This window comes from Cytobacillus depressus (genome assembly GCF_008923245.1).
In the GTDB taxonomy this organism is placed as follows: Bacteria; Bacillota; Bacilli; order Bacillales; family Cytobacillaceae; genus Cytobacillus; species Cytobacillus depressus.
In genome coordinates this window covers 15864-28228 of sequence record NZ_WBOS01000002.1, presented here as the reverse complement: position 1 = coordinate 28228, position 12365 = coordinate 15864, and the positions used below count along the sequence as shown (strand labels likewise).

The following is a 12365-nucleotide window of genomic DNA, read 5'->3' as shown; positions in this document are numbered from 1 at the left end:
TTTACGTTCAGCTCCAGCGCCTACCCCCTCGAGGTCATAAGCCGTTCCACTCAGAAAGGTAAAGACCACCTTTCCGTGTGGAACGGCTTATGCTTGTCGGGGGTGATCAAGGCGCTTCCGCATTTGTTAATTAAACTTCAGCTTCAATTTTTTCATTCATATTATTATATACACCAGAATCGATTTCACCAGTGGCTCTACTTGTTAATATACCAGCTGTCATCGAGCCGCTAACGTTAAGTGCAGTACGTCCCATATCGATTAGCGGTTCAACAGAAATTAATAAACCAGCTAATGCGACAGGTAGGTTTAATGCCGATAATACTAGGATAGCGGCAAATGTCGCACCACCGCCAACACCCGCTACACCAAAGGAGCTAATGGCAACAATAGCGATAACAGTTGCGATAAATGATGGAGTTAAAGGATCAATTCCAACAGTTGGTGCAATCATAACCGCAAGCATCGCTGGATAAATTCCAGCACAGCCATTTTGCCCAATGGAAAGACCAAATGATCCTGCAAAGTTAGCAATTCCCTCAGGTACGCCAAGAGATTTCTGTGTCTTAATATTTAATGGCAAAGCCCCTGCACTTGTACGTGAAGTAAAGGCAAATGTCAGTACAGGAAATGCCTTTCTTATATACGTAACTGGATTCAATCCCGCGAAAGTAAGTAACAATAAATGGATACCAAACATGATTAGCAATGCTACATAAGAAGCAAGCACAAATTTTCCAAGTTTTAAAATCGCGTCGATGTCACTTAAGGCAACCGTCTTTGTCATAATAGCGAGAACCCCATATGGAGTCATACGTAAAATAATGGTTACAACACGCATAATAACTGCATAAAAAGCATCCACAATTTTCGAGAAAAATTCAGCTTGCTCTGGCGCTTTTCTTCTCACACCGAGATAAGCCATTCCGATAAATGCTGCAAAGATAACTACAGAAATCGTTGATGTTGGGCGTGCACCCGTTAAATCTAAAAATGGATTAGCTGGCAATAAATCAAGAATTTGCTGTGGCAAATCCCTACCGCCTAACTCAAGATTCTTTTGCTCAAGCATTTCTCCACGGGCAACCTCTGCATCTCCTTGCGAGATTTGCACCGATTCTAAATTAAATCCTAAAGTTGTGGCGATCCCTACTGCAGCAGCAATGGCTGTTGTCGCAACAAGCAAGCCAAGAATTAGTGAACTGATTTTTCCAATATTATTGCTCAACTTAAGCCTAGTAAAGGCTGTTAATATCGAGATAAACACTAAAGGCATAACAATCATTTGTAAAAACTTCACATAGCCTCCGCCGACAATATTGATCCAGCCTGAAGATTTGGCCACCACTTCAGATGTTGGTCCATATATAAACTGTAAGGCAAAGCCGAAAACAATCCCTAATCCTAATGCAGTAAACACACGTTTAGAAAACGAAATATGCTTTTTTTGCATATAAAAAAGACCAATGATTAGTAATAACATGATTGCAATATTCAAAATAACAAGCCATGTTGTCGTCATAGATGTATCCTCCCAAAATAATAATCTTCCATATTGATAAAAATATATCCCATATATTCCTATGAGTCAAGTAGGGATTAAAAATATTTTTTAAAAATATTTCACATAAGACTAACCAACCCTAAACAAAATTTCCCAATAAATTATTATATCCTATGGACATCCTTTCCCATTCCAATAAGAATTTTGTCGTTTTTTTAAAATGCAAAATACTTTTTTTATTTAGAGGTTTATTTTACAATTAAAAGGATATATTCTTGTAATAATCGATAAATTCATACATGAATGGGATGGTGTAAAAGATGGCAGATAGCAAAAAGGACAAACACGAGAAAAAAGATGTAAATATTGGTTCTAATGTTTCCCTAAATGGTCTTGTCACTGCTGTTTTTGACAACATGGTACATGTCCAAATTGGGGCAAAAATTGTTACTGTTCATATGAAAGACTTGTACTCTGGTCTTAATCAAACCTTATTGAAAAATTAGGCTATCATCTCGATAAATGTATACGTAAAGGGCAGCAATCAACTGTGGATTCCTGCCCTTACCTTTGCAATAAATCTAGCATTTATTCAATTCCGTCCTCCTGCTGGATTTCAATAAAGTGCTTCAAAATTCTAGCCGTTAATCCCCATATCACTTTATCTTCGTAATAATAGAAACACTCCTCCAAATTTCTTATTTGCCAATTATACTTTTCTCCGCCAATAATCTGATCAAAAGGGAAATTTTCTTCTGGCTCGACTCTATAACGAATTTGAAAAACTTCCGGTTTTGTCTTTTTGAAAAATGATAGTGGGACGGTGAAAATCTTCTCTACTTCGCTACGATTATAGTTTATTTCCTCTGATGCCTTAATAAAACCAACGAATGGATAAATGATCGTCCCAAAAGGCGAAATCATATAGTCAAGCGGAAAAACATGTTCAATGCTAGATTCTTTGATCCCCAACTCTTCTGAAGTCTCTCTGATTGCCGTGTATTGCTCATCTCTATCACTCTTATCAACTCTGCCCCCAGGGAAACAAACCTCACCGGGCTGTCTTCTTAATTGAATGGAGCGAACTTCAAATAGAATATGAATATCATCCCCTATTTGAAGAAGAGGGATTAATATCGCATATTTAACGAATTTCTCACTTCCAAGAATCGCAGGTGTGCGATTTTTAAATTTTTTTATGATATTTTGCGGATTCATGTAAGCACCACCATTCGATATTATCGGCTTTTCTTTTCCAAATAATCCAAAATCCCCATTGAGCAAACCGATAAATCAAGCTGTATGATATCAGTAATGTCCCCTTCTAAACTAATATTTTTTTCCGCTAGATAATGACTTACTTGATCAAATAAAAGCCGAAATAAAGCTTGCTGCTTCAATGCTATTGAATCAGATGACCTTTCACTCATAACCTTTTCTCCAGAAGCGATAAAAATTGGCAGCCAATATTGGATTTGCTCATACACATGACTTGGATTGGCTGACATACCGTAATGACCGAAGAAAATTCGTTCAACAGCAAGGGCCTTAATTTTTTCCATTGATTCTAGCATGACATGTGGGTCAAATTGATTTGGAGAGGTAGAAGGCAAAAAAAATTCAAGCCCCATATCAAATAATTGCGGATACGAAACTCCTATCGTATCCCCGGTAAAAATCCCATTGCTTTTTGAATCGTGAATAGAAAAATGATGCTTCGCATGTCCGGGTGTATCCAAAAATGTAAGGATACGCCCTTCACCGATTTGCAGCGTTTCGCCATCCTCCTTTATTATTAGGCGCTCCTCTGGTACAGGCAATATTGGATGAAAAAGAGCGTCGAATTGCTCTCCATATACCGCCTTCGCTCCTAAAATTAGTTTCGCAGGATCCGCAAGATGGCGTTTTCCCCTCGGGTGAACGATAACTTTCGCATTTGGACAGCTAGTAAGAAGTAGCCCCGCTCCCCCAGCATGATCGAGATGGATATGGGTAACAATAATATTTTTTACTTGTTTCGGATCAATCCCTAATTCATCCAGGCCTTTTAGTACATATGGAATGGAAGGACTTGCACTTGTTTCAATAATCGTTAATTCCTCTTCATGTAGAACATAGGAGCCTGTTCGTCGTTTTTTGCCTAAATCAAATGTATCAATGAGAGAAATATTATGACCTAAATCTGTTGCATTCAAAATAAATTCCACCTTTCCAAAATTTCATGATTCCCATGTTGAGATTCTTCGATGATGAAAGGTGAAAATCCTCTTTCTCAAAAAAATCAGCCCCCTATTTTTAAATGGGGCTGATCATATTAGGCGAGTATTTTATCCTCTTCCTTCTTGAAAAAGCTCTTCATCGCATGGAATACATCGGCTTTTTGTTTGAGGATATAATAACGGAAGTCATCATGTTTGATGTTTTTATACGCGGACATGAGGGTTGAATGTCTGTTGTACTGGTTAACCTCTCCATAGCCAAACATATTGGAAACCTTCATTAATTCCTCGACTAACTTTACACAGCGGGCATTGTCTGAGGTTAAATTATCACCGTCTGAGAAGTGGAAGGGGTAAATATTAAATCTTTTGGGATTATATTTAGCATCAATGAGCTCAAGCGCTTTACGGTATGCAGATGAACAAATTGTACCTCCGCTTTCTCCTTTAGAAAAGAAATCTTCCTCTGATACAACCTTAGCTTCTGTATGATGCGCAATAAACTCAATTTCTACTTTTTCATATTTCGTTCTTAAAAATCTCGTCATCCAGAAGAAAAAGCTCCTAGCCATATACTTTTCCCAAATCCCCATCGATCCACTCGTATCCATCATAGCTAGAACAACGGCTTTTGATTCCGGTTTATTCACTTCATTCCACGTTTTGAATTTTAAATCTTCCTTAAAAATCGGATGGAAGCTTGGCTTTCCCGTCATCGCATTTCTCTTAAAAGCAGTCATCATCGTGCGTTTCTTGTCGATATTCCCCATTAGTCCCGTTTTTCGGATGTCATTAAATTCAATATTTTCAACAAGAATCTCCTGCTGCTCTTTTCTTTTCAAATTAGGCAGCTCAAGCTGCTTAAAGAGCGCTTCTTCAATTTCCATTAAGGAAACTTCGGCTTCAAAATAATCTTCACCAGGCTGATCGCCTGCTCCTTGGCCTTTTCCTGGTCCTTTTTGATTGCTTGATCCATCACGGGCCACTACATCACCAATGCGGCTGTCTCCATCTCCTTGCCCAACATGTTTGTTTTTATCATAATTATAACGGATTTTATATTCGTCCAGTGAACGAATCGGGATTTTAACAACTTCCCGACCATTCGACATTACAATACTCTCTTCTGTTATAAGATCAGGTAAATTGTTTCGAATGGCATCTTGTACTTTTTCCTGATGGCGCTGCTGGTCATCATGGCCTTTTCGATGGAGGGACCAATTTTCTTGAGAAATCACAAACTGATGGTCATTGTTATCGGTCACAATAAGCCCTCCTTTATAAAGTTTTCGCGCACACTTTTAAGTTAACCACATACATTATCGAGAGTGTCAAAAGATAAAACTGATCCTGTCTAGCTTCTTAAAAACAACCAAAACCCTTAAACAATCCTTTGGACAACTTGAGTAGAAGAATGTTTATTACTCTATCCTATGCAACAACTTAAAATAATTTACAAATAATTTCTATAATAGGGCGCTTTACTTATAAAGTAGGACAAGCCTTTTTTTTTGAATTCATATACTGAAATGCCCGATAATAAACTTTACTGTAATCATTAATAATTGGGGTGAAAAAATGAGCGAATTTCTTTGCTGTGACCAATGTGGGGATCTATCAATGTTTGATAGTACCCAATATATTAATGACAAACCAATTTGCCCAGCTTGTTACAACCAAGATGGAAATCAGCCTGAGACTTATTTAAGCACCGAAAAATAGCTTCTAATTTGGTAATAAAAGGACTGACAGTATTCGCTGTCAGTCCTTTTATTTTTTTCTTATCGATTTAATAGGCTTCCAACATAGCGCAGCAATTCATTAGCTGATGTTGAATTGTATCCATGCTCATCAATTAAACGAGCGACAACTTCATTCACCTTTTTCAGCTGTTGCTCATCAGGTGTTTTTGTGGAAGTAGTAATTTTGACAACATCTTTAAGATCAGCAAACAGTTTCTTTTGGATAGCTTCACGAAGACGATCATGGGAATTGTAGTCGAACCGCTTTCCTTTACGGGCATAAGCAGAAATGCGGATGAGAATTTCTTCGCGGAACGCTTTTTTCGCATTTTCAGAAATGCCGATTTGTTCTTCAATCGAACGCATTAGCTTCTCATCTGGGTTAATTTCTTCACCCGTCAGAGGATCACGAAGCTTTGATTTATTGCAATATGCCTCAACATTATCCAGATAATTATCCATAAGTGTTTTCGCAGATTCTTCATAAGAGTAAACAAATGCTTTCTGAACTTCTTTTTTCGCAATATCGTCGTATTCCTTACGGGCTAAGGAAATGAAGTTTAAATAGCGCTCTCTTAACTCAGTTGTTATCGACGGATGTTGATCAAGTCCTTCCTTTAAAGACCTTAAGACATCGAGTGCATTAATCGAAGTAATCTCTTTTCGTATGATCGTTGAGGAAATACGGTTGATCACATAACGCGGGTCAATTCCGCTCATCCCCTCATCTGGATACTCTTTTTTCAACTCATCGACGTCCGCTCGATTGTACCCTTCTACACTTTCCCCATCATATAGACGCATTTTCTTAACAAAATCGATATCGCCTTTTTTCGGTTCCTTCAAACGGGTTAAGATCGTAAACATTGCGGCCACCTTTAAAGTATGTGGCGCAATATGCACATTATATACATCACTTTCGCGAATCATTTTGTCGTAAATTTTCTCTTCTTCTGTCACCTTTAAGTTATACGGAATCGGCATGACAATGATCCTTGAATGTAGGGCCTCGTTTTTCTTATTCGAGATAAATGAGCGATATTCTGTTTCATTCGTGTGAGCGACAATTAATTCATCGGCAGAAATTAACGCAAACCGGCCTGCTTTAAAGTTCCCTTCCTGTGTTAAGGATAATAAATGCCATAGAAACTTTTCATCACATTTCAGCATTTCCTGGAACTCCATCATTCCTCGGTTCGCCTTATTTAGCTCCCCATCAAAGCGATAGGCTCTCGGATCAGACTCTGAGCCATATTCCGCAATAGTTGCAAAATCGATGCTCCCTGTTAAATCGGCAATATCTTGTGATTTCGGGTCGGATGGACTAAATGTTCCGATTCCTACCCTGCGATCCTCTGAAAATAGAATTCTTTCGATCAATACATCTTCAATTCGGCCACTATATTCTTGCTCAAGCCGCATCATATTTAGCGGGGATAAATTCCCTTCAATTCTGATTCCATATTCTTCATTAAAATCTTTTCTCAGGTGGTGCGGGATTAAATGTAACGGATCCTCATGCATCGGGCAGCCTTTAATGGCATAAACCGCTCCCCGATCTTGATGGGAATATGCTTCTAACCCTCTTTTTAGCATTGTGACTAATGTAGATTTCCCTCCACTAACAGGTCCCATTAATAACAGAATTCTTTTGCGGACATCTAACCTCTTGGCTGCAGGATGGAAATATTCTTCAACAAGTCTTTCTAACGCCTCCTCTAAGCCGAATAATTGATTAGAAAAAAACTGATATCGTTTCTGCCCTTTTTCTTCTTCTACACCGGCATCTTTAATCATATTATAAACCCGGGAATGAGCTGACTGGGCAACCCATGGCTTCTCTTTAATGATTTCTAAATACTCTCCAAAAGTCCCTTCCCATTTAAGCTTTTCCTCTTCATGTCGGTACATCTCAATTTTTTTTAGTATATCCATAAGGACCTCCCCCTCATCGCTTTTCAGAGACGATTAATATACTGTATGCGCTCCTGTAAATGAACATGCAAATCATAGATTAGATTCGGTTGTCCTTTTTATGATTGAAACGCAAATTGGCCGTAGCGGAAATAAATTTATAAAATAGGAAGTGTTATAAATTTTCCACAAAGTTTGTTCACACTTTAATTCTATTGGGCTATAATAAGCTTATATGCTCGATAAATTTACTATTAAAGAAAAAGGAGGATTACATACATATGGGTACAGTGCTCATTCTTGGGGTTATGGTTACATTCTTAGCTGCTATTTTCGCATCTGGTTATGAAGATAAGCCTGGAGTAAATAAAAAATAATAAAAAAGCTGCTTTTGGGCAGCTTTTTTATTATGGACAATTTGCATATGTACACATTTTCATTAAATTAATCGCAGATAAAATCAGGTTCGGATACACACAATCAATTAAGTTTCATTCCGACACTTTCAACAAATTCCTTCATATACATTCTTGTTTTTCTTTCTAGCATATTGGCCATTTGACCAGTCCATGTGTCGTTCCTAGCCCCGTTTGTTCTGTCTGAATAATACTCAGAAATGATTTGATTATAAATGTTCAGCTGCTCTCGATCTTCTTCCATATTTTGCTGATATTCATTTTCATGATAAATCTCTTGAAGCGGAAGTCTTGGCTTTTTGTCCGTCATTTGTGCGGGAAAACCAACGGCCATCCCGAATAATGGAAGGACGCGTTTCGGCGTTTTTAGAAGTTTGCATACTTCTTTAAGATTGTTGCGAAGACCGCCAATATAACAAATACCAAGCCCCATTGATTCCGCTGCAATTGCAGCGTTTTGAGCAGCCAATGCCGTGTCAATTAAAGCGACCATAAATTTTTCGGTACTTTCAATGGATGGAAGCACATCTTTATTTTCCATTTCTCCAATCCGTTCATGACGTGCTAAATCAGCACAAAAAATGAAAAAATGTCCGTTATTCGCTACATAGCTTTGCTCCCCCGCCACTTCTGCTAATTTCTTTTTCTTCTCCGGATCTGTTATGCCAATAATCGTATATGCTTGAATAAAGCTTGATGTTGATGCTGCCTGTGCACATGTCACGATTGCCTCAATTTGTTCCTTCGTTAATGGCTTGGCCTCAAATTTTCTGACAGAGCGATGATTCATAAGCAGCTCTATATGTTCATTCATTTTATCCCATCCTTTCATAGCATTATTGTAACTGGATTGACTTATATATCCAAGTAGAAATGCGGAAGCGCCTTGATCACTCCCGACAAGCACAAGACGAGCCTCACCGAAAGGTGAGCTCTACCTTTCAGGCTTGGCTTGTGACCTCGAGAGTCGACAAAAACGCGACGTCCTGTCGCATAGTCGACACTAGTACGTCCTGTACGTCGGGGGTAGGCGCTGGAGCTAGACAAAAGAAAAGACCTAAACGAAGGCTAAGGTCTACTTTAGGTCTAAATAATCTTGCTGGCGCAGTGCTTCATAAATAAGAATGGCAGCTGTATTGGATAAATTTAAGGAGCGTATATGCTCGTTCATAGGTATCCGCAGTGCGCGATCTTTATTGTTCTCAATAATATCTTTTGGCAAACCAGTCGTTTCTTTGCCAAAAATAAAATAATAATCCTTTTCCTTTTGACTATAATCAAAGGTAGAATGCGGCTCCCTGCCAAACTTAGTTAAGTAAAAATATTCTCCACCTGCTGTTTTTTCAAAGAACTCATCGATGGAGTCGTAATAAATAATGTTAACAAATTCCCAATAGTCTAGTCCCGCTCGTTTTAGCATTTTATCATCCGTTGAAAAGCCGAGTGGGCGAATGAGATGCAGGGTCGTACCAGTCGCTGCACAAGTACGAGCGATATTTCCTGTATTTGCTGGGATTTCTGGTTGATATAAAACTACATGCAATGCCACGTTTTTCACCTCAAAATTAAAATATATGGGCTATTATACCACTGAATTTGTAACGTCTGTAGGAAAAGGTTACTGATCGTCTACAACAGTAAGAAATTTATATTTAATATTCGGGGTATATGCGGTCGAATCTTCATATGCCCAATACCTCATCCGGCTGTTTGTCGTATGCGCATTTACGAGCGGCATCCCGTCAGCATCCTTAGCTGTCACAATGGTTGTATGATCAAACCGCCCATCACCTTGGAAATCATAACAAATGACATCTCCTAGATGCAACTCTTGTGGACTTGAAACAGCTTTTGCGCGAAGCCCTTTATTCGCATTAGGCAGATGATTCCTCAATGAATTAGCTACTGACCAGCTATAGCTCCAGTTTCTATTCAGCATCCACCAGCCGGCCCCTCTATTCGGGTATCCTCTCATAGGACCACCGCCAGAGTGCAGACATTGTGAAATATAGTTGGTGCAATCAACCTCAAATGTTTCATACGCTGGATTATAAGTATTCCACCATCTTTCTGCATATTGGACCGCTCTTAATCGGTCATATTCGTAAACAATTCTTTCATCAAGTTCTTGAATCTCAACTTTTTCCGTGGGCGATTCCGTTAACTCGTAGTAACGATTCCTCTCTTGATCCTCCACTAATATTCCTTTATAAAATTCCGCCCTTCTTTCCTCGATTTCTTCTTCCATAATGAACATACCCTTATGCTTAATTAAATATTTAAAGTGGACATTGTATTGAACAGAACTTTTTTCGTCATCCTGGCTTTTATCAAAAGACAGGATTTTACCCGTTGCCTTCGCTTTAATAATTTCACCTGAACGCTTGAGGAGCCCTTCTTTTTTTTGCTCAATTTTCGGGCATGAACGAGTCGAACTTCTATTCTTATGAGAAACACATTGTTCAGTTCTTTTTTCTAATAGCTCTTGAAGCTGTTCCCTCACTGCAAACACTCCTTTCCTCCATATGTATATGAAAGGAGCTAGATGATTTTGCAAAATGAAAGACAAAGGCGCTGGAGCTAGACAAAAAAAAATGAGGTAGCCATTTATTGACCAACCTCATCTTTACAGAAAAACGATAATCCTTTATCAATTTCATTCAATACTTCTTCATCTTTTTCTACTTGTTGAGCCTTTTCCAATGCAAGATTTGCAGCCTCTCCTCCAATTTTTCCTAAAGCCCACGCAGCCGTACCACGAATAACAGGGCGTGAATCAGAGTTCATGACTTGAATAAGCTCATCTACAGCTGTCTCGTCTTTAAAATGGGTAAGGGCAATAATCGCATTACGTTGAATTGGCTTTTTCCCACGCCATGATCCAGACAATGGGCCAAATTTTTCTTTAAATTCTCGATTGCTTATTTGGAGTAGTGATCTTAACAGCGGCTTAACGATTTCGGGATCTGGCTCCATTTCTTCATGGAAATGAAAATCCATTCCTTTATTTACCGGACAAGCCGTTTGACAAGAATCACAGCCATATATCCGATTGCCTAATTTTTCACGGAATTCATCTGGTAGAAATCCTTTTGTCTGCGTAAGGAAAGCGATACATCGATTTGAATCTAGCTGTCCGCCTTGGACTAAAGCTCCAGTAGGGCAAGCGTCAACGCATTTATTGCATGTTCCACAGCGATCCTCCATCGGCGTATCTGGTTCAAAAGGAATAGTCGTAATCATTTCACCTAAGTACACATACGAACCAAACTCTGGTGTAATAATGGAACAATTCTTCCCGCTCCAGCCAATCCCAGCTCTTTCGGCTACTGCCCTGTCCACTAATTCTCCCGTATCTACCATTGATTTGCATTTAGCATGTGGAACTTTTTCTTTAATAAATTCCTCAAGTAAATGAAGTCGGTCCCGTAAGATATGATGATAATCTATTCCCCATGAAGCACGGCAAAAGATCCCTCGTCTCTCTCCTTTTTTGCTAATTGTTCTATTCGTCATTTTTGAAGGATAAGCAAGGGCGATGGCAATAATTGAACGAGGTTCGTCTAGAAGTAGTGCAGGATTTACCCTTTTTTCAATATCTTTTTCTTCAAACCCTGATTGATATTGCAGCTCTTGCTGACGAATAAGCCGATTTTTCATTTCAATAAATGGATCTGCTGTCGTAAAGCCAATTTTATCAATGCCAATTTTTTTACTGTATTCAATGATCTCCTGTTTTAGTTGAGCTGTATTCATTGAACCCCTCCTTTCTCTGAAGGTGTATATAAAGGTCCTTAATATTATTTAATCAACCTTTATTATGATAAACTATTTTAAAGTAATTTTGGAGGTGGAAAGGTTGGAAATTAGTATTTCTACAGAGCTTTGCGAACATATTCCAAATTTTAAAGTCGGTGTCATTCGGTATGATGGCATCGAGGTAGGCGAATCGCCGCAAATGGTGAAGGGACGTCTTCAACTGTTTCAGGAGTCGATTTACTTCGACTTAGATGATAAAAATGTAACAGACTTAGAGGGCATTAAAGAATGGAGACAAATTTTCAAAACGACCGGTAAAGACCCGAACCGCTATCGCCATTCAGCTGAGGCTTTATACCGTAGAGTCAAAAAGCAAAACTATTTACAGCCGGTTAATAGTGCCATTGACATCAATAACTTTTTTTCTCTGCAATATCAAATTCCAATCGGCGTCTATGATATGGACAAGCTCCAAGGAAATATAACGATTGAAATCGGCAAAGAAGGAGAAGAATACTTTGGATTAAATGGAAGACCAAATTCTGTTCAACATTTAATTGTATCAAGTGATGAGGCAGGAGCCTTTGGTAGCCCTTTTGTCGATTCAGAAAGAACATGTGTTACCGAAAACACAAAAAATGCCCTACATATTGTCTATTTACGCCCTTCTTTAGAAATGAATGAAGCTAAAGAAATGGTGGAATCCCTAATGAATATGTTTGTTCAAATACATGGAGGTAAAGGGAATGTGAACATCATAGGGTGCTAAATTTGCACCACTGTTGAATATGAAAAAACGCAATACCTCGTT

At 38.6% G+C, this 12365-nt stretch carries 12 protein-coding genes; 3 read left to right on the top strand and 9 right to left on the bottom strand.

Features of this window, described 5'->3' with window-relative positions:
* Positions 1 to 130 precede the first annotated feature (130 nt).
* Positions 131 to 1522 (bottom strand): L-cystine transporter, encoded by a 1392-nt coding sequence (locus F7731_RS05445; RefSeq protein WP_151533757.1) that lies wholly within the window; start codon positions 1520 to 1522, stop codon positions 131 to 133.
* A 302-nt stretch (positions 1523 to 1824) separates the two neighbouring features.
* Here F7731_RS05445 and F7731_RS05440 point away from each other — a divergent pair, with 302 nt between their 5' ends.
* Positions 1825 to 2010, top strand: a complete 186-nt coding sequence (locus F7731_RS05440) for a hypothetical protein (protein WP_151533756.1) — start codon at positions 1825 to 1827, stop codon at positions 2008 to 2010.
* Positions 2011 to 2092: 82 nt separating this feature from the next.
* On the opposite strand, the gene F7731_RS05435 is transcribed toward F7731_RS05440, so the two are convergent.
* The 3 genes from F7731_RS05435 to yhbH all read right to left on the bottom strand — a co-directional run bounded on the left by F7731_RS05435 (position 2093) and on the right by yhbH (position 4988).
* A complete protein-coding gene (locus tag F7731_RS05435) occupies positions 2093 to 2722 on the bottom strand; it encodes an NUDIX hydrolase (protein WP_151533755.1) in 630 nt (209 codons plus the stop codon).
* Between the two features lie 20 nt (positions 2723 to 2742).
* Positions 2743 to 3702, bottom strand: coding sequence for an MBL fold metallo-hydrolase (locus tag F7731_RS05430; protein ID WP_151534405.1), 960 nt, complete (start codon positions 3700 to 3702; stop codon positions 2743 to 2745).
* 116 nt (positions 3703 to 3818) lie between these two features.
* Positions 3819 to 4988: a sporulation protein YhbH gene (gene yhbH / locus F7731_RS05425; protein ID WP_151533754.1), complete on the bottom strand. Its 1170-nt coding sequence runs from the start codon at positions 4986 to 4988 to the stop codon at positions 3819 to 3821.
* A 313-nt stretch (positions 4989 to 5301) separates the two neighbouring features.
* Here yhbH and F7731_RS26355 point away from each other — a divergent pair, with 313 nt between their 5' ends.
* Positions 5302 to 5445 carry a hypothetical protein gene (locus F7731_RS26355; RefSeq protein ID WP_170289639.1) on the top strand — a complete coding sequence of 48 codons (144 nt, stop codon included), beginning with the start codon at positions 5302 to 5304 and terminating at the stop codon, positions 5443 to 5445.
* Positions 5446 to 5504: 59 nt separating this feature from the next.
* On the opposite strand, the gene F7731_RS05420 is transcribed toward F7731_RS26355, so the two are convergent.
* The 5 genes from F7731_RS05420 to queG all read right to left on the bottom strand — a co-directional run bounded on the left by F7731_RS05420 (position 5505) and on the right by queG (position 11551).
* Positions 5505 to 7400, bottom strand: a complete 1896-nt coding sequence (locus tag F7731_RS05420) for a PrkA family serine protein kinase (RefSeq protein WP_151533753.1) — start codon at positions 7398 to 7400, stop codon at positions 5505 to 5507.
* A gap of 459 nt (positions 7401 to 7859) precedes the next feature.
* Positions 7860 to 8609 carry an oxygen-insensitive NADPH nitroreductase gene (gene nfsA, locus F7731_RS05415; protein WP_151533752.1) on the bottom strand — a complete coding sequence of 250 codons (750 nt, stop codon included), beginning with the start codon at positions 8607 to 8609 and terminating at the stop codon, positions 7860 to 7862.
* Positions 8610 to 8870: 261 nt separating this feature from the next.
* Positions 8871 to 9353 carry a tRNA (uridine(34)/cytosine(34)/5-carboxymethylaminomethyluridine(34)-2'-O)-methyltransferase TrmL gene (gene trmL / locus F7731_RS05410; protein WP_151533751.1) on the bottom strand — a complete coding sequence of 161 codons (483 nt, stop codon included), beginning with the start codon at positions 9351 to 9353 and terminating at the stop codon, positions 8871 to 8873.
* 60 nt (positions 9354 to 9413) lie between these two features.
* A complete protein-coding gene (locus F7731_RS05405; RefSeq protein ID WP_151534404.1) occupies positions 9414 to 10298 on the bottom strand; it encodes an amidase domain-containing protein in 885 nt (294 codons plus the stop codon).
* Between the two features lie 104 nt (positions 10299 to 10402).
* Complete coding sequence (gene queG, locus F7731_RS05400) at positions 10403 to 11551, bottom strand: tRNA epoxyqueuosine(34) reductase QueG (RefSeq protein ID WP_151533750.1); 1149 nt, start codon at positions 11549 to 11551, stop codon at positions 10403 to 10405.
* A gap of 103 nt (positions 11552 to 11654) precedes the next feature.
* Between queG and F7731_RS05395 the strand changes: the two genes are divergently transcribed.
* Complete coding sequence (locus tag F7731_RS05395) at positions 11655 to 12323, top strand: B3/B4 domain-containing protein (RefSeq protein WP_151533749.1); 669 nt, start codon at positions 11655 to 11657, stop codon at positions 12321 to 12323.
* Positions 12324 to 12365 lie beyond the last annotated feature (42 nt).

What these genes read in the sequence shown, in the direction of transcription:
- F7731_RS05445 (WP_151533757.1), bottom strand. Translation starts at nt 1,522, where the DNA reads ATGACGACAACATGGCTTGTTATTTTGAATATTGCAATCATGTTATTA.
- queG (WP_151533750.1), bottom strand. Translation starts at nt 11,551, where the DNA reads ATGAATACAGCTCAACTAAAACAGGAGATCATTGAATACAGTAAAAAA.
- F7731_RS05435 (WP_151533755.1), bottom strand. Translation starts at nt 2,722, where the DNA reads ATGAATCCGCAAAATATCATAAAAAAATTTAAAAATCGCACACCTGCG.
- F7731_RS05440 (WP_151533756.1), top strand. Translation starts at nt 1,825, where the DNA reads ATGGCAGATAGCAAAAAGGACAAACACGAGAAAAAAGATGTAAATATT.
- nfsA (WP_151533752.1), bottom strand. Translation starts at nt 8,609, where the DNA reads ATGAATGAACATATAGAGCTGCTTATGAATCATCGCTCTGTCAGAAAA.
- F7731_RS26355 (WP_170289639.1), top strand. Translation starts at nt 5,302, where the DNA reads ATGAGCGAATTTCTTTGCTGTGACCAATGTGGGGATCTATCAATGTTT.
- F7731_RS05420 (WP_151533753.1), bottom strand. Translation starts at nt 7,400, where the DNA reads ATGGATATACTAAAAAAAATTGAGATGTACCGACATGAAGAGGAAAAG.